Here is a 20,970-nt window from a genome sequence, read left to right as displayed (position 1 = left end):
GCGTGAGCTGCGGTTTCCGGCGAGGTCCCGGCCGGTGCCGGTGGCGGGGAGGCGTTAGGACGGCGTCGGAACGTAGGGGGCGGTGGACGGCAGGCCCAGGTCCGACGGGAGCAGGGAGCCCACCCAGCAGTCGCGTCGCACGCCCTTGTTGTCGACGGCGGAACGCAGGGTGCCCTCGATGGTGAAGCCCGCGCGCCGCGCCACCGCCAGGGAGGCGGCGTTGCCGACCTCCGCCCGCCATTCCACGCGGTCGACCGACAGGCGGGTGAAGGCCCAGCGGGAGGCGGCGAGGACGGCCTCGGTGACGTAGCCGTTGCCGCGGTGCTCCTTGGTGGCCCAGAAACCGATCTCGCCCACGCCCGTGGAGCGCATCGTGATGCCGAGCATGCCGGTCAGGGCGCCGTCGGGCAGGAAGATGCCGAAGGTGAACATGGAGCCGTTCGCCCAGCCGTCGGGTGCCAGCTGCCGGGTGAAGCTGCGTGCGTGTTCGGGCAGGTAGGGGGAGGGCACGGTGGTCCAGCGCTGGATGTCCGGGTCCTGCGCCGCGGCGTACACGGCGTCGGTGTCCTGCGGGCCGACGGTGCGCAGGAGGAGGCGGGGCGTCGTGAGCGTCACGGGTTCCATCGGCCGATTCTGCGGCGCGGCCGACGAGGACGCCATCCATTTCCATCCGTGAGCGGGTGATCACAATTCGCGCAATTCTTCGGCGTGGCGCGGCACCATCCGCGAGGCCCGGCCGTTGTCCCCTTTGAAGAAGATTTGAATCAGTGTGCCGAGCGGTGGCCGGTCGTCGTGGTGGCAGGCCTCCCGGCCCGGCCGTGTCCTCGCATACGATGGCCGTTGCTCAGTAAGTCAATGGAAACCGACCGTCCCAGGCCCGACCGGCAAGGAGACCAACCCCCGTGTCCGTCCTCTCGAAGATCATGCGTGCAGGCGAAGGCAAGATCCTGCGCAAGCTGCACCGCATCGCGGACCAGGTCAACTCCATCGAAGAGGACTTCGTCGACCTCTCCGACGCCGAGCTGCGGGCCCTCACCGATGAGTACAAGCAGCGGTACGCCGACGGTGAGAGCCTCGACGACCTGCTGCCCGAGGCGTTCGCCACGGTCCGCGAGGCCGCCAAGCGGGTCCTCGGCCAGCGGCACTACGACGTGCAGCTGATGGGCGGCGCGGCCCTGCACCTCGGCTACGTCGCCGAGATGAAGACCGGTGAGGGCAAGACCCTGGTCGGCACGCTTCCCGCGTATCTGAACGCCCTTTCGGGTGACGGCGTCCACCTCATCACGGTCAACGACTACCTGGCCGAGCGCGACTCCGAGATGATGGGCCGCGTCCACAAGTTCCTGGGCCTGACGGTCGGTTGCATCCTCGCCAACATGACGCCGGCCCAGCGTCGCGAGCAGTACCTGTGCGACATCACGTACGGCACGAACAACGAGTTCGGCTTCGACTACCTGCGCGACAACATGGCGTGGGCCAAGGACGAGCTCGTCCAGCGCGGCCACAACTTCGCCATCGTCGACGAGGTCGACTCCATCCTCGTCGACGAGGCCCGTACGCCGCTGATCATCTCCGGCCCGGCCGACCAGGCCACCAAGTGGTACGGCGACTTCGCCAAGCTGGTCACGCGGCTGAAGAAGGGCGAGGCCGGCAACCCGCTCAAGGGTCTCGAGGAGACCGGCGACTACGACGTCGACGAGAAGAAGCGCACGGTCGCCATCCACGAGGCCGGCGTCTCCAAGGTCGAGGACTGGCTGGGCATCGACAACCTGTACGAGTCGGTGAACACGCCGCTGGTGGGCTACCTGAACAACGCCATCAAGGCCAAGGAACTGTTCAAGAAGGACAAGGACTACGTCGTCATCGACGGCGAGGTCATGATCGTCGACGAGCACACCGGCCGTATCCTCGCCGGCCGCCGTTACAACGAGGGCATGCACCAGGCGATCGAGGCGAAGGAAGGGGTGGACATCAAGGACGAGAACCAGACGCTCGCCACGATCACCCTGCAGAACTTCTTCCGCCTCTACGGCAAGCTCTCCGGCATGACCGGTACGGCGATGACCGAGGCCGCCGAGTTCCACCAGATCTACAAGCTCGGCGTGGTCCCGATCCCGACCAACAAGCCGATGATCCGCAAGGACCAGTCGGACCTGATCTACCGCACCGAGGTCGCCAAGTTCGAGGCGGTCGTCGACGACATCGCGGAGAAGCACGAGAAGGGCCAGCCGATCCTCGTCGGCACGACGTCCGTCGAGAAGTCGGAGTACCTCTCGCAGCAGCTCAGCAAGCGCGGCATCCAGCACGAGGTGCTGAACGCCAAGCACCACGAGCGTGAGGCGCAGATCGTGGCCCAGGCCGGCCGCAAGGGCGCCGTGACGGTCGCCACCAACATGGCCGGCCGTGGTACGGACATCAAGCTCGGCGGCAACCCCGAGGACCTCGCCGAGGCGGAGCTGCGCCAGCGCGGCCTCGACCCCGAGGAGCACATCGAGGAGTGGGCGGCGGCGCTGCCGGCCGCCCTGGAGCGCGCCGAGGCGGCCGTCAAGGCCGAGAAGGAAGAGGTCGAGTCGCTCGGCGGTCTGTACGTGCTCGGCACCGAGCGGCACGAGTCGCGCCGTATCGACAACCAGCTGCGCGGTCGTTCCGGCCGTCAGGGCGACCCGGGCGAGTCCCGCTTCTACCTGTCGCTGGGTGACGACCTGATGCGTCTGTTCAAGGCCCAGATGGTCGAGCGCGTGATGTCCATGGCGAACGTGCCGGACGACGTGCCGATCGAGAACAAGATGGTCACGCGCGCGATCGCGTCCGCGCAGTCGCAGGTGGAGCAGCAGAACTTCGAGACCCGTAAGAACGTCCTGAAGTACGACGAGGTCCTCAACCGCCAGCGCGAGGTCATCTACGGCGAGCGGCGCCGCGTCCTGGAGGGCGAGGACCTGCACGAGCAGGTGCAGCACTTCATGGACGACACGATCGACGCCTACATCGCCGCGGAGACCGCCGAGGGATTCCCGGAGGACTGGGACCTGGACCGGCTGTGGGGCGCGTTCAAGCAGCTCTACCCGGTGAAGATCACCGTGGAGGAGCTCGAGGAGGCGGCCGGCGACCGGGCGGGCCTGACCGCGGAGTTCATCTCCGAGTCCATCAAGGACGACATCCACGAGCAGTACGAGGCGCGCGAGGCGCAGCTCGGCTCCGAGATCATGCGCGAGCTGGAGCGCCGGGTCGTGCTGTCGGTCCTGGACCGCAAGTGGCGCGAGCACCTCTACGAGATGGACTACCTCCAGGAGGGCATCGGCCTGCGCGCGATGGCGCAGAAGGATCCCCTGGTCGAGTACCAGCGCGAGGGCTTCGACATGTTCCAGGCCATGATGGAGGGCATCAAGGAGGAGTCCGTCGGCTACCTGTTCAACCTGGAGGTCCAGGTCGAGCAGCAGGTCGAGGAGGTCCCGGTCGAGGACGCGGCGCCGGTCGACATGCAGAAGCAGGACGCGGTGCCGGCACAGACCGGCGGGCGCCCGGAGATCCGGGCCAAGGGCCTGGACGCCCCGGTCCGCCGCAACCTGCACTTCTCCGCGCCCACGGTGGACGGCGAGGGCGGCACCATCGAGGGTGACTTCGCCGGCGACGACGAGCCCGTGCGTTCCGAGGCCGACGGCCTCACGCGGGCGGAGCGGCGCAAGCAGGCCCGGGGCGGCCGTCGCCGCAAGAAGTGACGGTTCCCGCGGCGCCGTAGCGGTTCGGAGGGCCGGGTCACCCTGTGGGGTGGCCCGGCCCTCCGGCATGTGCGGGCGGGGCACTCGGCGTGTGCCGGCAGCGGGCAACGGCAGCGGCCAATGGGCAGCGGGCAGCGGGCAGCGGGCAGCGGTCTTCGGTCAGCGGTCTTCGGCGGTGGCCCGCGCCGGGCGCGGGCCACCCATCTCCACCGCCGTGCAGCGCCAGCGCAGGTCGGGACCCTGTTCCAGGCGGAAGGCGAGAGCCCGCAGCTGGTCCCCTGCGCCGATGCGGGCGAAGGCCTCGATGGCGCCCGGGCGGGGCACGAAGTAGCCGATGTCACGGACGACAGGCCGGGCACGGCGGGTGCGCAGCGGGCCGCGCTCGGCGAGCCGGGCCAGTTCGTCGTAGGCGCGGCCCGCGGTGTGCCGGAGCATCCAGTGGACCGGCCGCTGTCCACTCAGGACGGCGAGCAGACGGTCGGCGAAGACGTCCGTGGGGCGCGGCGGCGCCGTCGGCGCCGGGGCCGTACCCGGGGTGCCGGCGCGGGCCCGGGACGCGGTGCCGCCCGTGGCCCTGCCGGGCCCCGGCGCGGGGCGGGCGTCGGCCGGCCCGCCGGCCGCGGCGGGACCGTTGCCCCGCGCTCCGGGCGGGCGGCCGTCCCCGGGCGCGGTGCGGGCCGGACCGCCGCCCGGCGCCCGGGGCGGGGCGCCACCCGGGCGGCGGGAGTCGTGGCGGCCCGGCGGGCGGGCGCCCGGACGGTGCTGTGCCCTGGTCATGACCTTGTGCATGCGTCTCCCCGTTCCACGGGCCCGGGCGATACCGGGAGGTAACTTGGCGGTGGGGCTCTTGTACGGCTCCGGGGACGGCGGGGGCAAGGAACCCCGACCACGCGTCGGGGCGGCGGGGAAGTTCACCTATCAGGGTGACCAGGGGCTGTCCGAGCCCGTCGCCACGGGGTCGGACCGGGTGAATTCCGGGACGGGAGTGGACGCCCGCGGGTGGCTGCGGGGGAACTCGAAAGGGGACCGCCACACGTATCCTGAAGGCCCTCCGGGGACGCGCGTGCGCCCTCGGGGACTCCAGCGGAGCACGAGCCACCGACCACGAAAGAAGCGGCCGCCCATGCGCGTCTACGTCCCTCTGACCCTCCCCGGTCTCGCCGAGGCGTACAGGACGGGCGAGCTGGGGACCGCGCCCCTCGCCGCCTACGGCGTCACGCCGGCGCTGCGCGAGTGGTACCTCTCCGACGACATCGAGGAGCTGGAGTACGCCGCGCTGAACCGCGCCGCGCTCGCCTCGCTGCGCCTGCTCGCGGCCGATCCGGCGGCGCCGCGGCGCCGGGTCGTGGTGGCCGTCGACGTGCCCGACGGCACCGCCTCCGCCGACCCGGACCGGGGACTCGACCCGGCGGCGCTCGGCGAGGTGCGGGTCGCCCGCGCCGTTCCGCTGGCGAAGGCGGCGTCGGTGCACGTCGACGCCGACGACGCGGAGGCGGACGTGACCGCCGCGGCCGAGGCGCTGCCGGCGGCGGACGGCGGCGACGACGACGCGCAGTTCGTGGTGGACGGGGCCGAGGACCACGAGCTGCTGTGGTACGCCACGCAGGAGATCCGCAACCTGGTGGGCCTCGACTGAGCTCGTCTCTGTGATTGTCGGTGGCGGCGGGTAGCTTTTTGGCATGGGGAAGCAGACTGGGGCGCACATCGTCTGGGACTGGAACGGCACGCTGTTCCACGACAACGACGCGATCATCGGCGCGACGAACGCGGCGTTCGCCGAGCTGGGCCTGGAACCGATCACGATCGAGCAGTACCGCGAGCTGTACTGCGTGCCGGTGCCGAAGTTCTACGAGCGGCTGATGGGGCGGCTGCCGACCGACGCCGAGTGGGAGGTCATGGACGAGGTCTTCCACCGGTACTACGCCGAGCACCGGGTGCGGTGCGGCCTTACCGAGGGCGTGGTGGACCTGCTCGCCGGGTGGCGGTCGGCGGGCCGCAGCCAGTCCCTGCTCAGCATGTACGTACACGACGAACTCGTCCCGCTGGTACGGGGATTCGGGATCGAGGCGCACTTCATACGGGTGGACGGGCGGACCGGTCCGTCCGGCGGCAGCAAGGCCGAGCACATGGTGCGCCACCTCGCCTCGCTCGCCGGTGTGGACCCCGCTCGCACGGTGGTGATCGGGGACGCCGCCGACGACGCGCTGGCCGCGCGGCACGTGGGAGCGCAGGCCGTGCTCTACACCGGCGGCTCGCACGGCCGGGCCAGCCTCGAGACGGCGGGCGCGCCGGTGGTCGACACGCTGGCCGAGGCGGTCGCGGAGGCGGAGCGGCTGGCGGCGTGAGCCGTTCGGCGGCGGCGCGGCAGGAATACGGCAGGCCCGCCGGACGCAGGCCCACCGAGCGTGCCGTGCCTGCCGGGCCCGCGACATCCGGCGGGCCCGCGACGTCCGGTGACCGTGCAGTGTCCGGTGAGCCCGCGGCGTCCGGTGAGCCTGTGGCATTCGGCGGGAGTGCAGCGTCCGGCGGACGCGGCGCGTCTCCGGCACCCGGCGCCCCGGCGCGCGCGCCCACGCATTCGGCCGGTCGCGCCTCGGCGGCGGACCCCCGTCGTGACCACCCGCGCCCGGCGCCCGCGCACGTGGGCACCCACGCGTCGCAAGCACGTACGCGCCCGCGCACCCCACGCACCCCACGCACCCCACGCACATACGTGCGTGCGACGGCCGGATCAGGTCACCGGCGCCTTCGCGCGCAGCACCGTGAGGAACTCCCGCATCCAGGCGGAGTGGTCCGGCCACGCGCGCGAGGAGACCAGCGTGCCGTCGACGACCGCCTCGGCGTCCTGGAAGGAGGCACCGGCGGCCTGCATGTCCGGCTCCAGCGCGGGGTACGCCGTGACGCGCCGGCCCCGCAGGCCGTCCACCGCCGCGGTCAGCAGGGGGCCGTGGCAGATCTGCGCGACGGGCTTGTCCGCGTCGAAGAACGACTTGAGGATCTTGCGCAGTTCGGGATCGTTGCGCAGGTACTCCGGAGCCCGCCCGCCCGGGATGACCAGGGCCGCGTACTGGCCGGGCTCGACGTCGGCGAAGGCGAGGTCGGCGGGCCAGGTGTAGCCGGGCTTCTCGGTGTAGGTGTCGAAGCCGGGCTCGAAGTCGTGGACGACGAACCGCAGCTTCTTGCGGGTGGGGGCCGCGATGTGGACCTCGTAGCCCTCCTCGCGCAGCCGCTGGTAGGGGTACAGGACTTCCAGGGACTCCGCCGCGTCACCGGTGACGATCAGGATTTTGGCTGTCATGTCGGCAACCTGCCCCCGACGGGCGCGATTGCCAAGAGGGCACGCATGATTGCACCGAATACGCCGTCTCGGCCGCCTTCGCCCTGTGCAGAACGTCAAACTTCCACCCCAGGTTTTGTACACATACGGCTCATGACGACCACCCTGTGATGAGCGATAGCCTGGTGGCGTGATCAGCGCGATAGCTCGCGGGGGCAACGTCGCCCCTGCCCTGCGCCCGGCGCCCACGGACGACATCCGTGGCCGGGCGGCGCCCGCTGGTCCGCGCGGGCGGGACGGGGGTGCGACAGTCCCCAGGGCGCCGCGCACATCCCGGGAAGCGACGCGGCAGAGAGCAGCGTCACACCCGTCGGGAACCTCAACATTGACTCATATCCCCCCGCTCATCTCATCTTGCGGCATAGCGTCGGAGCAGACCGGACACCCCGCGTCACGGCGTCACGTCACAGGGGAAGAGACCGTACTTTCTTCTACGTCACGCAACGGCGCGCGACAGGAGCCAGAGGACAATGCAGACCAAGCTGGACGAAGCAAAGGCCGAGCTGCTGGAGAGGGCCGCTCGGGTAGCTGAGAACAGCCCGGTCGGGGGGCACCTACCGACCGGGACGACGGAACAGGGCACCCCGGGCACCCCGGACAGTGAGACCGTGCTCGCGTTCCTCCAGCGCTACTACCTGCACACCGCCCCGGAGGACCTCGCCGACCGTGACCCGGTCGACGTCTTCGGGGCCGCCTTCTCGCACTACCGGCTGGCCGAGAACCGCCCCCAGGGCACGGCCAGCGTGCGGGTGCACACCCCGACCGTCGAGGAGAACGGCTGGACCTGCAGCCACTCCGTCGTCGAGGTGGTCACCGACGACATGCCCTTCCTCGTCGACTCCGTCACCAACGAGCTGACCCGGCAGAACCGCGGCATCCACGCGGTGATCCACCCGCAGTTCGTGGTCCGCCGCGACGTCACCGGCAAGCTCATCGAGGTGCTCAGCACGCCGCCGAAGGAGCCCCTGCCGCACGACGCGCACACGGAGTCCTGGATCCACGTCGAGATCGACCGCGAGACGGACCGCTCCGACCTCAAGCAGATCACCTCCGACCTGCTGCGTGTGCTGTCCGACGTCCGCGAGGCCGTCGAGGACTGGGAGAAGATGCGGGACTGCGCGATCCGCATCGGCGACGGGATGCCGGACGAGCCGGTCCCCGGCGACCTGCCCGCATCGCAGGTCGAGGAGGCCCGCGAGCTGCTGCGCTGGCTGGCCGCCGACCACTTCACCTTCCTCGGCTACCGCGAGTACCAGCTGCGGGACGACGACTCGCTGGCCGCCGTGCCCGGCACCGGACTCGGCATACTGCGATCCGACCCGCACCACTCCGGCGAGGACGAGCACCCGGTCAGCCCGTCCTTCGAGCGGCTGCCCGCCGACGCGCGCGCCAAGGCCCGTGAGCACAAGCTCCTCGTCCTCACCAAGGCCAACAGCCGTGCCACCGTGCACCGGCCGTCGTACCTGGACTACATCGGCGTCAAGAAGTTCGACGCGGACGGCAACGTGATCGGCGAGCGCCGCTTCCTGGGACTGTTCTCCTCCGCCGCGTACACCGAGTCGGTGCGCCGGGTCCCGGTCATCCGCCGCAAGGTCGAGGACGTCCTGCAGCGCGCCGGTTTCTCGCCCAACAGCCATGACGGCCGCGACCTGCTGCAGATCCTGGAGACGTACCCGCGCGACGAGCTCTTCCAGACCCCGGCCGACGAGCTGCGGTCCATCGTCACCTCCGTCCTGTACCTGCAGGAGCGCCGGCGGCTGCGCCTGTACCTGCGCCAGGACGAGTACGGCCGCTACTACTCCGCCCTCGTCTACCTCCCCCGCGACCGCTACACCACCGGCGTGCGCCTGCGGATCATCGACATCCTCAAGGAGGAGCTGGGCGGCGTCAGCGTCGACTTCACCGCCTGGAACACCGAGTCGATCCTGTCCCGGCTGCACTTCGTCGTCCGCGTCCCGCCGGGCACCGAGCTGCCGGAGCTGTCCGACGCCGACCGGGAGCGCATCGAGGTCCGTCTGGTCGAGGCCGCCCGTTCCTGGGCCGACGGCTTCGCCGAGGCGCTCACCGCCGAACTGGGCGAGGAGCGGGCGGCCGAACTGCTGCGCCGCTACCACAGCGCCTTCCCCGAGGGCTACAAGGCCGACCACACCCCGCGCGCCGCGGTCGCCGACCTGGTCAACATCGAGCAGCTCAGCGACTCGCACGACAAGGGCGGCAAGGACTTCGCGCTCAGCCTCTACGAGCCGGTGGGCGCCGCCCCCGACGAGCGCCGGTTCAAGATCTACCGCAAGGGCGGGGCCATCTCCCTGTCCGCCGTGCTGCCGGTGCTCAGCCAGCTCGGCGTCGAGGTGATCGACGAGCGGCCGTACGAGCTGCGCTGCGCCGACCGCAGTGTCGCGTGGATCTACGACTTCGGCCTGCGCATGCCCAAGGCGCAGACCGGCAGCGCCGACTACCTCGGCGACGACGCCCGCGGGCGTTTCCAGGAGGCCTTCGCCGCCGCCTGGACCGGCCGGGCGGAGAACGACGGCTTCAACGCCCTCGTGCTGGGCGCCGGACTGACCTGGCGGCAGGCGATGGTGCTGCGGGCGTACGCGAAGTACCTGCGGCAGGCCGGTTCCACCTTCAGCCAGGACTACATGGAGGACACCCTCCGCAACAACGTCCACACCACCCGGCTGCTGGTCTCCCTGTTCGAGGCGCGGATGTCGCCGGACCGGCAGCGCGCCGGGCTGGAGATCGTCGACGCCCTCCTGGAGGAGGTCGACGCCGCCCTCGACCAGGTCGCCAGCCTCGACGAGGACCGCATCCTGCGTTCCTTCCTGACCGTCATCAAGGCGACCCTCAGGACGAACTTCTTCCAGCAGGCGACCGGCGGCAAGCCGCACGACTACGTCTCCATGAAGTTCGACCCGCAGGCGATCCCCGACCTGCCGGCACCGCGCCCGGCGTTCGAGATCTGGGTGTACTCGCCGCGTGTCGAGGGTGTCCACCTGCGCTTCGGCAAGGTCGCCCGAGGCGGTCTGCGCTGGTCCGACCGGCGTGAGGACTTCCGCACCGAGATCCTCGGCCTGGTCAAGGCGCAGATGGTGAAGAACACCGTCATCGTGCCCGTCGGCGCCAAGGGCGGCTTCGTCGCCAAGCAGCTGCCCGACCCGGGCGTCGACCGGGACGCGTGGCTGGCCGAGGGCATCGCCAGCTACAAGACCTTCATCTCGGCGCTGCTCGACATCACCGACAACATGGTCGCCGGAGAGGTGGTCCCGCCGCAGGACGTCGTCCGGCACGACGAGGACGACACCTACCTCGTCGTCGCCGCCGACAAGGGCACCGCGACGTTCTCCGACATCGCCAACGAGGTCGCCCAGCAGTACGACTTCTGGCTCGGCGACGCCTTCGCCTCCGGCGGCTCCGCGGGCTACGACCACAAGGGCATGGGCATCACGGCCCGCGGCGCCTGGGAGTCGGTCAAGCGGCACTTCCGCGAGCTCGGCGTCGACACGCAGACCGAGGACTTCACGGTCGTCGGCATCGGCGACATGTCCGGCGACGTGTTCGGCAACGGCATGCTGCTGAGCGAGCACATCCGCCTGGTGGCCGCGTTCGACCACCGGCACATCTTCATCGACCCCGAGCCGGACGCGGCCACCTCCTACGCCGAACGGCGCCGCCTGTTCGAGCTCCCGCGCTCCAGCTGGGCCGACTACGACACCGCGCTCATCTCCGCCGGCGGCGGCGTGTTCCCGCGCACCGCCAAGGCCATCCCGATCGGCGGCCACATCCGCGAGGCCCTCGGCATCGAGGCCAAGGTCACCAAGATGACCCCGGCCGACCTGATGAAGGCCATCCTCAAGGCGCCGGTGGACCTGCTGTGGAACGGCGGCATCGGCACGTACGTCAAGGCGTCCACCGAGACCCACGCCGACGTCGGCGACAAGGCCAACGACGCGATCCGCGTGGACGGCGCCGACCTGCAGGTCAAGGTCGTCGGCGAGGGCGGCAACCTGGGCCTGACCCAGCTCGGCCGGATCGAGTTCGCCCTGCACGGCGGCAAGATCAACACCGACGCGATCGACAACAGCGCGGGCGTGGACACCTCCGACCACGAGGTGAACATCAAGATCCTGCTCAACGGCCTGGTCACGGACGGCGACATGACCGTCAAGCAGCGCAACAAGCTGCTCGCCGAGATGACCGACGAGGTCGGCGGCCTGGTCCTGCGCAACAACTACGCGCAGAACACGGCCATCGCCAACGCGCTCGCCCAGTCCAAGGACATGCTTCACGCCCAGCAGCGCTTCATGAAGCACCTGGTGCGCGAGGGCCACCTCGACCGGGCGCTGGAGTTCCTGCCGACCGACCGGCAGATCCGCGAACGCCTCGGCTCCGGGCAGGGCCTGACCGGCCCGGAGACCGCCGTCCTGCTGGCGTACACGAAGATCACGGTCGCCGAGGAGCTGCTGCACACCTCGCTCCCGGACGACCCCTACCTGCGCGGGCTGCTGCACGCCTACTTCCCGACCGCGCTGCGCGAGCAGTTCACCGACCGTATCGACGGTCACCCGCTGCGCCGCGAGATCACCACCACGGTGCTGGTGAACGACACGGTCAACACGGGCGGTACGACGTATCTGCACCGGCTGCGCGAGGAGACCGGCGCCTCCCTGGAGGAGATCGTCCGGGCGCAGACCGTGGCCCGCGCGATCTTCCGCTCGGCGCCCGTGTGGGACGCGGTGGAGTCCCTGGACAACCGGGTCGAGGCGGTCGTCCAGACCCGCATCCGCCTGCACTCGCGCCGTCTGGTCGAGCGCGGCACGCGCTGGCTGCTGAACAACCGGCCGCAGCCGCTGCAGCTCGCCGAGACGGTCGACTTCTTCGCCGAACGCGTCGAGCAGGTGTGGCAGCAGCTGCCGAAGCTGCTGCGCGGCGTGGACCTGGACTGGTGGCAGCAGATCTACGACGAGCTGACCGGCGCCGGCGTCCCGGACGAACTGGCCACCCGGGTGGCCGGGTTCTCCTCCGCCTTCCCGGCGCTCGACATCGTCTCGGTGGCCGACCGCATGGGCAAGGAGCCGCTGGACGTCGCCGACGTGTACTACGACCTCGCCGACCGTCTGCACATCACCCGGCTCATGGACCGCATCATCGAGCTCCCGCGCGCCGACCGCTGGCAGTCCATGGCCCGCGCGTCCATCCGCGAGGACCTGTACGCGGCCCACGCGGCCCTGACCGCGGACGTGCTCGCCGTCGGCAACGGCACCTCGACTCCCGAGCAGCGTTTCGTGGCCTGGGAGGAGAAGAACGCGGCGATCCTCGGACGGGCGCGCGCCACGCTGGAGGAGATCCGCGGCTCGGAGACGTTCGACCTCGCCAACCTGTCGGTGGCGATGCGCACCATGCGGACGCTGCTGCGCACGCACTCGTAGGCGGCGGACACACCGAAGCGCCCCCGGACCGCGGCGTCACAGCGGTCCGGGGGCGCTTCGGCGTACCGGGGCAGGTCAGGCCGGCACGGTGGTCTGGGGCGCCTTCGGCCTGGGCTTGGCCTTCTTGGCCGCCTTGTCGCTCTTGTCGCCGGTGAAGGCCTCGTACTCCCTCATGACGTCCTCGGTCGGGCCGTCCATGCGCAGCTCGCCGCGCTCCAGCCACAGCACGCGGTCGCAGGTGTCGCGGATGGACTTGTTGTTGTGGCTGACCAGGAAGACGGTGCCCGCCTGCTCGCGCAGCGCGCGGATGCGCGCCTCGGAACGCTTGCGGAAGGCCGCGTCGCCGGTGGCCAGGGCCTCGTCGATGAGCAGCACGTCGTGGTCCTTGGCGGCGGCGATGGAGAAGCGCAGCCGGGCGGCCATGCCGGAGGAGTAGGTGCGCATCGGCAGGGTGATGAAGTCGCCCTTGTCGTTGATGCCGGAGAAGTCGACGATCTCCTGGTAGCGCTCCTTGACCTGCTCGCGGGACATGCCCATCGCGAGGCCGCCGAGGAAGACGTTGCGCTCGCCGGTCAGGTCGTTCATCAGCGCCGCGTTGACGCCGAGGAGGGAGGGCTGGCCGTCGGTGAAGATGCGGCCGTTCTCCACGGGGAGCAGACCGGCGACGGCCTTGAGCAGGGTCGACTTGCCGGAGCCGTTGGTGCCGATCAGGCCGATCGCCTCGCCCCGGTAGGCGACGAAGGACACGTTCTTGACCGCGTGCACCTTGCGCACGCCGGACGCCTTCTCGGTCTGCTTGCGGCGCAGCATGCGGTTGAGGGCGGCGGTCGCGGAGCCGCGTCCGGCGCCGGTGCCGTTGACGCGGTAGACGATGTCCACGCCGTCGGCCACGACGGTGGGGACGGCGGGGACCGTCTCGATGGTGTGCTCAGCCACGGCCGTAGGTCTCCTCAGCCTTCCAGAAGTAGATGAAGCCGCCGACCCCGGCGAGCAGGGCCCAGCCCAGCGCGATCAGCCACACGTGCGGCGGCAGCTGGTCGGCGTGGAAGCTGTCGATCAGGGCGAAGCGCATCAGGTCGATGTAGACGGCGGCCGGGTTGGCCTGGAGCGCCACGGTCACCGCGTGCGGCATGTGGTCGCGGCTGGTCAGCTTGTCGATGCTCCACATGACGCCCGAGACGTACATCCAGGTGCGCAGGACGAACGGCATCAGCTGCGCGATGTCCGGCGTCTTCGCCCCCATCCGGGCCATGATCATCGCCATGCCGGCGTTGAACGTGAACTGCAGCAGCAGCGCCGGGAGCGCGAGCACCCAGGAGGCGGCGACCGGCACGCCGAAGAACAGCAGGATCACCACCAGGGCGCACATCGAGAACAGCAGCTGCTGGAGCTGCTGCAGACAGAAGGAGATCGGCAGCGCGGCCCGCGGGAAGTGCAGCGCGCGGACGAGGCCGAGGTTGCCGGAGATGGCGCGGGTGCCCGACAGGATCGAACTCTGCGTGAACGTCCACACGAACACGCCGGTGACCAGGAACGGGACGTAGTCCGGCACGCCCCGCTTGGTGCCCAGCAGGATGCCGAAGATCAGGTAGTAGACCGCCGCGTTCAGCAGCGGGGTCATCACCTGCCAGACCTGGCCCAGCTTCGCCTGGCTGTACTGGGAGGTGAGCTTGGCGGTCGAGAAGGCGGCGATGAAGTGGCGCCGGGCCCACAGCCGGCGGACGTAGTCGGGCAGCGAGGGGCGGGCGCCGCTGACCGAGAGGCCGTGGCGGGCGGCGAGGGCCGCGAGGTCGCCGTCGGCGGGGGCCGACGTCGGGGGCGGTGTGTGGAGGACCTGGCTCACATCCGCTGCTTTCGCTCGGGGGGAGGGGGATCGCGCCGGGGGTTGCCGTGCGGTGGTGCCGCGGACGCCGTGTCCCGCCACCCGGCGTTTCCTTACGCTTCTCTTCACGTTCTCTTACGTCGGGACGGGACCGTATCGTCGCAACGTGAGCGTAGGCCGAGTGGGCGTCGGGACGCAACCGTTTCGTCGTCACGTGCTACGTGTGAGGACGGGCCCGTATCGTCGTGACGGCGTCACGTGAGGGCGGGCCCGTATCGTCGTGACGGTGTCACGTGAGGACGGGGCCGTATCGCCGTGACGTAGTGCGTGGGGACGGGACCGTATCGTCGCAACGCCCTATGCTGGTCGCATGACGACGAACGCCGACCAGCCCCGGACGGGGACGCGCCGCCGGGCCCCCGCCGGAGCGGCCGTGCTCCGGGAGGATGTGACGGAAGCCATCCGGGCGGCCGTCTTCGAGGAGCTCGCGGCCGTCGGCTACGCGCGGATGTCCATCGAGGGGATCGCGCGCCGCGCGGGCGTCGGCAAGACGGCCGTGTACCGCCGCTGGCGCTCCAAGCTGCACCTGGTGCTCGACGTCGTCTCGGCGCTCGCGGTGCAGGGCCTGCCGGTGCCCGACACCGGCACCCTGGAGGGCGACCTGCGCCTGCTGTACGAGGTCACCTCCCGCGCCCTGCGCCACCCCGTGGCCTCGCAGATCATCCCCGACCTCCAGGCGGAGGCCGCCCGCAACCCCGACATCGCCGAGGCGATGCAGAAGGCGCTGCGCGAGGGGCAGGAGGGCGTCGCCAGCAAGATCGTCCGGGCGGCGGAGCGACGGGGCGAGATCGTCCCGGACTTCGACGAGGACCTGGCGCTCGACCTGATCTCGGGCCCCCTCTACTGGCGCTCCGTGGTGATCCGCGGCCCGAGACCGCCGAAGGGCTACCTGGACGCCCTGGCCCGAGCCACCGCGCAGGCGCTCAAGGCCCTGTGAGCGGCGGCGGTCCGTGCGGGGCCCGCCCGGCCGACCCGTGGCCCTCCCGTGCCGCCTCCGGGTGCAGGCGCAGCCAGCCCGCCCAGGCCGAGGTGATCATGTCCTGGACGTCGTGCTCGGCCGTCCAGGCCAGTTCGGTGGCGGCGCGGGCGGCGGAGGCGACGACGCGGGCCGGGTCGCCGGGGCGGCGTGGGTCGACCGTCGGGGGAAGACCGTGGCCGGTGACGGCGTTGATGCGGTCGATCATCTCGCGCACCGAGACGCCCTCGCCCCGGCCGATGTTGAGGGTGAGATCGCGGCCCGGCGACGCCGCCAGGGCGCGGGCGGCGGCCACGTGGGCCTCGGCCACGTCCACCACGTGGATGTAGTCGCGGACGCAGGTGCCGTCGGGGGTCGGATAGTCGTCGCCGAAGATGCGCGGCGGCGCGTTCTGTGTGAGCTTCTCGAACACCATCGGGACCAGGTTGTGGACGCCGGTGTCCGCCAGCTGCGGGGTGGCCGCGCCCGCCACGTTGAAGTACCGCAGGCACGCGGTGGACAGACCGGTCGCGCGGCCCGTCGCCCGCACCAGCCACTCCCCGGCCAGCTTGGTCTCGCCGTACGGCGACAGGGGCGCGCAGGGCGTGTCCTCGGTGACCAGCTCCACGTCCGGCATGCCGTAGACCGCGGCGGAGGACGAGAAGACGAAGGAGGGGACGCCGGCCGCCGTGACCGCCTCCAGCAGGACCCGCAGGCCCTCGACGTTCTCCCGGTAGTAGTGCAGGGGCCGCGCCACCGACTCGCCCACCTGCTTCTTCGCCGCGAGGTGGACGACGCCGGTCACCGCGTGGTCGGCGAGGACGCGGGCCACGCGCTCGGCGTCCAGGGTCGAGCCCACGACCAGCGGCACGCCGTCCGGCACGCGCGCCGCTTCGCCCGTCGACAGGTCGTCGTAGACCACGGCGCCGCCGCGCGCCTCGGCCATCGCCCGTACGACGTGTGCCCCGATGTAACCGGCGCCGCCGGTGATCAGCCAGGTCATGTGCGGCCGTCTCCCTCTTCCTGCCCTCGTGTGCCGCGTATCAGTGAAGCAGGCCGCCGGGCGGAGCGAGCCGCACCGGCTTTCCGGCGTACGGGTGCCATCGGACCGTCAATCTCCGGCAGCCGCCCGCCCGCGGCACACAATCGGCTGCGTGAACAATCGGAACATCCAGGACAATCAGGGCGGCGTGAGTGCCGAGCGGGCGGGCCCGTGGCGGGTGCGGGCGGACGTCGTGGCGGTGGCGGTGCCCACGGCCGTGATGTTCGCCATCGGGCTGTGGGGTCTGGACCGCGGCGGCATATGGGGTGACGAGGGTGTCACCTTCCTGGTCGGGCAGCGCTCGGTGCCGCAGATCTGGCGGTTCCTGCACGGCATGGACGCGGTGCACGGCCTGTACTACCTGTTGATGCACGCGGTCCTGGCCGTCCGTCCCGACGAGGTCGTGCTGCGTCTGCCGTCCGTGTGCGGGGCGGCCGCGGCGGCCGGCCTGGTCGCGGCGCTCGGCGTCCGGCTGGCCCGCCCGCGGGTCGGGCTGTGGGCCGGTCTGCTGTACGCGGTCACCCCGCTGACCGGCCATTACGCCCAGGAGGGACGCTCGTACGCGCTCGTCGCGGCGGGCGTGGCGGCGGCGACGCTGCTGCTGGTGCGGGTGCTGGAGGGGCGGCCGTCACGCTGGTGGCCGTACGGGGCCGTGGTCGCCGTGACCTGCCTGCTGCACGAGCTGGCCGTGCTGGTCCTGTGCGCGCACGCCGTGACGCTGGCGCTGCTGCGGGTGCCGGGAAGGGTGTGGGCCGGCTGGGGGCGCGCGACCGGCGCGGCGGGGCTGGTCGTGTTGCCGCTGGTGTGGGTGTCGCGGCGGCAGTCGGCCCAGGTGTCGTGGCTGGTGGCGCCGGGGTGGGAGCAGGCGGGGCAGCTGCTGCGGGACTTCGCCGTCGCCCCGCGGGGCCCGGTGTTCTGGGTATCGGTGCTGCTGATGGTGGCGGGGCTGGGCGCGGGCCGGACGGGAGCGGTCGCGGGCCCGTTGCTGCTGGTGCCGCCGGGCGTCCTGATGGTCCTCTCCCAGGTGCGGCCCCTGTACCACGAGCGGTACGTGCTGTACGCGCTGGCGGGCGCGTCGCTGCTGGTGGCCGCGGGCGCCGACCGGTGCGCGCGGGCCCTGCTGCGCCCACGACCGCGTCACCCGTCCCCGGTGCAGCCACCGTCCCCGGTGCACCCGGCGTCCTCGGCGCACCCGCCGTCCCCGGTGCACCCGCCGTCCCCGGTGCACCCGCCGCGCTCGGCGCGGGCGCCGTACCCGCCGCCTCCGGCGTACCCACCGCGCACGGTGCGCGCGACGCCGCAGCCGTCGTCCCCGCGTCCGGGCGCGGGTGCTACGCCGGATACAGGCGCGGCGCCCTGGCCCACGCCGCCGTCCGCAACGCCGGGTGCCGGCGGGCCGCCGTCCGCGCAGCCGCGCCCGCCCGTGTCGCGCCCGCCCGTGCGGTCGCGGGTCGCCCTGGCCGGGGTTCTGGTGGTCGCCGTCGTCTTCGTGCACCACCTGCCCCTGTACCGGTACGACCGGTCCGCCGCGCACCGTCCCGAGAACCTCGCCGCCGTCGCCGCCGTCGCCGCCCGTGAGATCCGCCCCGGCGACCCGGTGCTGTTCGTGCCGTCGGTCTGGCGGCTGACGGCGCTGGCGTACCCGCAGGACTTCAGCGGGGCCCGCGACATCGCCCTGCTGGAGTCCGGGCCCAGCTCCGGGACGCTGAGCGGGCGCGAGACCACGCCCGAGCAACTGCGCGACCGCCTCGCCTCGGCGGACCGCGTCTGGGTGCTCGCCGAGACGCGTGTGCTGAGCGCGCCCGCCGACCCGGGCGACCCGACCGACCGCGCCAAGCTCGCGCTGGTCGGCGAGCAGTTCGAGCCCCGGGCCCAGTACGTCCGCGGCCGGGTCACCCTCCGCCTCTACGTGCGTCGCGCCGCCCAGGGGGCTACGAGCGCTCCGTCGGCGCCCCCTGCGCCGCGGCCGAGTCCAGAGCGGAGGTGAGCCGGTCCAGACGGGCGCGCAGGTCGCCGATCTCGTCGAGGTCGAGGCCGGTGGACGCCGCGATCCGGCGCGGCACCTCCAGCGCGCGCTCGCGCAGCGCGGCCCCCTCGCCGGTCAGCCGCACCTCCACCGAGCGCTCGTCGCGCGCGCTGCGCTCCCGCACCACGAGACCGGCCGCCTCCAGGCGCTTGAGCAGCGGGGAAAGGGTGCCGGAGTCGAGGCGCAGGTGTTCGCCCAGCCGCTTCACGGGCAGTTCGCCGTGCTCCCACAGCACCATCATCACCAGGTACTGCGGGTAGGTGAGCCCGAGGTCCTTGAGGACCACGCGGTAGACGCCGTTGAAGGCGCGCGAGGCGGCGTGCAGGGAGAAGCAGACCTGCTGGTCGAGGCGGAGCCAGTCGGCGGCGGGAGTGGTGGCCATGCTCACGAGGATAGCTCTCCTCGTCATTCAAGTTGCGCACAATTGAATTGCGTGCTCTACTTGTGGTCGTGAGGCGGCCGCAGCGAGCCGCCGGTACGTGATTCGAGAGGGATGGTCTTCCATGGACGCGCTCTACACCGCCGTCGCCACCGCCACCCACGGCCGCGAAGGCCGCGCCGTCAGCTCCGACGGCAAGATCGACCTTCCGCTGTCGATCCCGGTGGAGATGGGCGGCAACGGTCGGGGCACCAACCCCGAGCAGCTGTTCGCCGCCGGTTACGCCGCCTGTTTCGGCAGCGCCCTCGGTCTCGTCGGCCGCCAGGCCAAGGTGGACGTCACCGATGCCGCCGTCACCGCCGAGGTCGGCATCGGCAAGCAGGGCGAGGGCTTCGGCCTCCAGGTGACGCTGCGCGTCGAACTGCCCGACGGCCTGGACCAGGAGACCGGCCGCAAGCTGGTCGAGCAGGCCCACCAGGTCTGCCCCTACTCCAACGCCACCCGCGGAAACATCGAGGTCGACCTCGTCATCGAGTGACGATCGAAGTCGACGATCGAAGTCGACGATCGAAGTCATCGAGTGACGACCGAACGACGCCCGAGCGGCCGGGCCCTCACGTCCCCGCCCCGACCCGCGCCAGCACCTCCCCGGTCCGCCGGCTCCGCGCCACCACCACCGCCTCCGGGGGCACCGGCCGGCCGCGCGTCAGCAGCAGCCAGCGCGCGTGGTAGCGGCGGACCAGGGCGGCCCGCCGGGCGGGGGTCGCGTCGGGGGAGAAGTAGGCGCGGACGTCGGCACCGCGGCGTCTGCGCTCCCGCTCGTCCAGGGCGGGGTCCGGCCAGATCGGCGCGGCGAGGTTCGGACCGTACCCGGCGATGAGGTGCGAGGCGGTGTAGTCGTCGGTGAGCACCACCTCGCCGCGCCCGATGTACCGGGCCGCCCAGCCGTACGTCGGCCAGCGCGGCGGCTGCTCGAAGCCCACGGGGTCCAGCGCGCGCGGCACCACCGCGCCGGCCTGCACGGTGAAGAACCCCACGCACGCCCACACCACCGCCGTCGCCCCCAGCACCTTCCGCACCGACCCCCACGGCCGGGGCGCCGCCAGCTCCACCGCGAGCGCGAACTGCAACGGCACCAGCGCCGCCCACAACGCCCTCGCGTACGTGTAGTGCCCGCTCACCCAGCCGTACAGCAGCACCAGGCACCCCAGCGCGAACATCAGCACCAGCGGATCACGCGCCGAGCGCCGGCCGCGCCACCACAGCGCGGGCGCCCCGATCAGCGCCAGCCACGAGTTGCCCGCCAGCTGCTCGTACAGCCGCCGGTGCATCCCGTCCATGCCCGTGTCGCCGCTCAGCGACAGCACGTCGTAGTACGGCCACACCAGGGCGAGGACCAGCGCCGACGCCGCCGCCAGCGCCCACCGGGCCGCGACCGGCCACCGCCAGTCGCGCTGCCGTGCCGCCACGACCGCCACCGCGCCGGTCGCCGCGGAGACGGCGGTGACCGGGTGGATCAGCAGGATCAGCCCGTACAGGGCGCCGATCCCGGCGTAGCCCCACCAGCCGCCGAGGCCGCTCGGCCCGACGTAGCGGACCGGCGCGTCCCGTTCGCAGGCGCGCCGGCCGGTCAGCGCCCACGCCCAGAACGTCAGCCCGATCGCGAACGCCGACGGATAGCTGATGTTCGTCGTCATCGACATCAGCCCCAGATAGCCGCTCCACAGGATCCGATCGGTGCCCCACAGCAGCGTCATCGCGGGCAGCGCCAGCACCGGCGCCCACGGGCGGGGCGTGAGCACCCGCACGAAACGGCCGACCCCGGTCAGCAGCACGGCCAGGTGCAGCGGACCGGCGAGCCGCAGGACCTCCCACCCGGACAGCCCGGTCAGCCGGGCGAACACACCCTGCGCGACGGCGTACGGGCCGTAGTACGGGCTGCCCGTGCCCGGCAGGTCCGCCATCGAGTGGGCGGGGTGGAGCAGGTCGGCCCGCAGCCGTTCGACGACCGCCGCGTGCTGGCCGGCGTCGCAGCACAGCGGGATCCGCCAGAACGCCAGCGTCATCACCAGCCAGAACAGGCCGCCGAAGACCTGGTACGGGCTGGGCCGCCGGAGCCGGCCGACGGGCAGCGCCGTCGCGCCGCGCAGGGTCCGCCGGACGAGGACGCCGGCGCTCACAGGACGGCCGGCCGGGCGAAGGTCTTG

General features: G+C 71.9%; 15 protein-coding genes. 7 read left to right on the top strand and 8 right to left on the bottom strand.

The window, feature by feature from the left end:
* Positions 1 to 54 precede the first annotated feature (54 nt).
* Positions 55 to 624, bottom strand: coding sequence for a GNAT family N-acetyltransferase (locus tag VKA29_RS06385; RefSeq protein ID WP_324784189.1), 570 nt, complete (start codon positions 622 to 624; stop codon positions 55 to 57).
* A 278-nt stretch (positions 625 to 902) separates the two neighbouring features.
* Here VKA29_RS06385 and secA point away from each other — a divergent pair, with 278 nt between their 5' ends.
* On the top strand, positions 903 to 3,716 hold the full coding sequence (secA, locus tag VKA29_RS06380; protein WP_324784188.1) for a preprotein translocase subunit SecA: 2,814 nt from the start codon (positions 903 to 905) through the stop codon (positions 3,714 to 3,716).
* A 159-nt stretch (positions 3,717 to 3,875) separates the two neighbouring features.
* On the opposite strand, the gene VKA29_RS06375 is transcribed toward secA, so the two are convergent.
* Positions 3,876 to 4,505, bottom strand: a complete 630-nt coding sequence (locus VKA29_RS06375) for an Rv3235 family protein (protein ID WP_324784187.1) — start codon at positions 4,503 to 4,505, stop codon at positions 3,876 to 3,878.
* Positions 4,506 to 4,839: 334 nt separating this feature from the next.
* Between VKA29_RS06375 and VKA29_RS06370 the strand changes: the two genes are divergently transcribed.
* Together VKA29_RS06370 and VKA29_RS06365 are read left to right on the top strand one after the other, a co-directional pair.
* Positions 4,840 to 5,352, top strand: coding sequence for a DUF6912 family protein (locus VKA29_RS06370; RefSeq protein WP_324784186.1), 513 nt, complete (start codon positions 4,840 to 4,842; stop codon positions 5,350 to 5,352).
* Positions 5,353 to 5,395: 43 nt separating this feature from the next.
* A complete protein-coding gene (locus VKA29_RS06365; RefSeq protein WP_324784185.1) occupies positions 5,396 to 6,061 on the top strand; it encodes an HAD family hydrolase in 666 nt (221 codons plus the stop codon).
* 386 nt (positions 6,062 to 6,447) lie between these two features.
* Here VKA29_RS06365 and VKA29_RS06360 read toward each other — a convergent pair whose 3' ends face one another.
* Entirely contained in the window at positions 6,448 to 7,014 is a 567-nt protein-coding gene (locus tag VKA29_RS06360) for a DJ-1/PfpI family protein (protein ID WP_324784184.1), read from the bottom strand.
* Between the two features lie 509 nt (positions 7,015 to 7,523).
* Here VKA29_RS06360 and VKA29_RS06355 point away from each other — a divergent pair.
* Positions 7,524 to 12,479, top strand: a complete 4,956-nt coding sequence (locus tag VKA29_RS06355; RefSeq protein ID WP_324784183.1) for an NAD-glutamate dehydrogenase — start codon at positions 7,524 to 7,526, stop codon at positions 12,477 to 12,479.
* A gap of 75 nt (positions 12,480 to 12,554) precedes the next feature.
* Here the strand turns inward: VKA29_RS06355 and VKA29_RS06350 are convergent, their stop codons facing one another.
* On the bottom strand, positions 12,555 to 13,415 hold the full coding sequence (locus VKA29_RS06350) for an ABC transporter ATP-binding protein (RefSeq protein ID WP_324784182.1): 861 nt from the start codon (positions 13,413 to 13,415) through the stop codon (positions 12,555 to 12,557).
* Positions 13,408 to 14,322, bottom strand: a complete 915-nt coding sequence (locus VKA29_RS06345; RefSeq protein ID WP_324784181.1) for an ABC transporter permease — start codon at positions 14,320 to 14,322, stop codon at positions 13,408 to 13,410. Before VKA29_RS06345 ends, VKA29_RS06350 begins: the two co-directional genes overlap by 8 nt.
* A 349-nt stretch (positions 14,323 to 14,671) precedes the next feature.
* On the opposite strand from VKA29_RS06345, the gene VKA29_RS06340 reads away from it, so the two are divergent.
* A complete protein-coding gene (locus tag VKA29_RS06340; RefSeq protein WP_324784180.1) occupies positions 14,672 to 15,298 on the top strand; it encodes a TetR/AcrR family transcriptional regulator in 627 nt (208 codons plus the stop codon).
* Here VKA29_RS06340 and galE read toward each other — a convergent pair.
* Positions 15,285 to 16,319 (bottom strand): UDP-glucose 4-epimerase GalE, encoded by a 1,035-nt coding sequence (gene galE / locus VKA29_RS06335; protein ID WP_324784179.1) that lies wholly within the window; start codon positions 16,317 to 16,319, stop codon positions 15,285 to 15,287. The genes VKA29_RS06340 and galE overlap by 14 nt on opposite strands.
* Positions 16,320 to 16,578: 259 nt before the next feature.
* Here galE and VKA29_RS06330 point away from each other — a divergent pair, with 259 nt between their 5' ends.
* Complete coding sequence (locus tag VKA29_RS06330; RefSeq protein ID WP_324784222.1) at positions 16,579 to 18,345, top strand: glycosyltransferase family 39 protein; 1,767 nt, start codon at positions 16,579 to 16,581, stop codon at positions 18,343 to 18,345.
* On the opposite strand, the gene VKA29_RS06325 is transcribed toward VKA29_RS06330, so the two are convergent.
* The gene (locus tag VKA29_RS06325) at positions 18,290 to 18,766 is read right to left on the bottom strand and encodes a MarR family transcriptional regulator (RefSeq protein WP_324784178.1); all 477 of its coding nucleotides are present in this window, start codon (positions 18,764 to 18,766) and stop codon (positions 18,290 to 18,292) included. The genes VKA29_RS06330 and VKA29_RS06325 overlap by 56 nt on opposite strands.
* A gap of 121 nt (positions 18,767 to 18,887) precedes the next feature.
* Here VKA29_RS06325 and VKA29_RS06320 point away from each other — a divergent pair, with 121 nt between their 5' ends.
* Positions 18,888 to 19,301 carry an organic hydroperoxide resistance protein gene (locus VKA29_RS06320; RefSeq protein ID WP_324784177.1) on the top strand — a complete coding sequence of 138 codons (414 nt, stop codon included), beginning with the start codon at positions 18,888 to 18,890 and terminating at the stop codon, positions 19,299 to 19,301.
* Positions 19,302 to 19,377: 76 nt separating this feature from the next.
* Here the strand turns inward: VKA29_RS06320 and VKA29_RS06315 are convergent, their stop codons facing one another.
* A complete protein-coding gene (locus tag VKA29_RS06315; protein WP_324784176.1) occupies positions 19,378 to 20,943 on the bottom strand; it encodes a hypothetical protein in 1,566 nt (521 codons plus the stop codon).
* Positions 20,944 to 20,970: the final 27 nt, after the last annotated feature.

The sequence above is a fragment of the Streptomyces sp. H51 genome (assembly GCF_035656535.1).
GTDB lineage: Bacteria > Actinomycetota > Actinomycetes > Streptomycetales > Streptomycetaceae > Streptomyces.
This window is presented reverse-complemented; position numbering and strand designations above follow the sequence as displayed.

What these genes read in the sequence shown, in the direction of transcription:
- VKA29_RS06385 (WP_324784189.1), bottom strand. Translation starts at nt 624, where the DNA reads ATGGAACCCGTGACGCTCACGACGCCCCGCCTCCTCCTGCGCACCGTC.
- VKA29_RS06375 (WP_324784187.1), bottom strand. Translation starts at nt 4,505, where the DNA reads ATGCACAAGGTCATGACCAGGGCACAGCACCGTCCGGGCGCCCGCCCG.
- VKA29_RS06370 (WP_324784186.1), top strand. Translation starts at nt 4,840, where the DNA reads ATGCGCGTCTACGTCCCTCTGACCCTCCCCGGTCTCGCCGAGGCGTAC.
- VKA29_RS06365 (WP_324784185.1), top strand. Translation starts at nt 5,396, where the DNA reads ATGGGGAAGCAGACTGGGGCGCACATCGTCTGGGACTGGAACGGCACG.
- VKA29_RS06360 (WP_324784184.1), bottom strand. Translation starts at nt 7,014, where the DNA reads ATGACAGCCAAAATCCTGATCGTCACCGGTGACGCGGCGGAGTCCCTG.
- VKA29_RS06355 (WP_324784183.1), top strand. Translation starts at nt 7,524, where the DNA reads ATGCAGACCAAGCTGGACGAAGCAAAGGCCGAGCTGCTGGAGAGGGCC.
- VKA29_RS06340 (WP_324784180.1), top strand. Translation starts at nt 14,672, where the DNA reads ATGACGACGAACGCCGACCAGCCCCGGACGGGGACGCGCCGCCGGGCC.
- galE (WP_324784179.1), bottom strand. Translation starts at nt 16,319, where the DNA reads ATGACCTGGCTGATCACCGGCGGCGCCGGTTACATCGGGGCACACGTC.
- VKA29_RS06330 (WP_324784222.1), top strand. Translation starts at nt 16,579, where the DNA reads ATGTTCGCCATCGGGCTGTGGGGTCTGGACCGCGGCGGCATATGGGGT.
- VKA29_RS06325 (WP_324784178.1), bottom strand. Translation starts at nt 18,766, where the DNA reads ATGGCCACCACTCCCGCCGCCGACTGGCTCCGCCTCGACCAGCAGGTC.
- VKA29_RS06320 (WP_324784177.1), top strand. Translation starts at nt 18,888, where the DNA reads ATGGACGCGCTCTACACCGCCGTCGCCACCGCCACCCACGGCCGCGAA.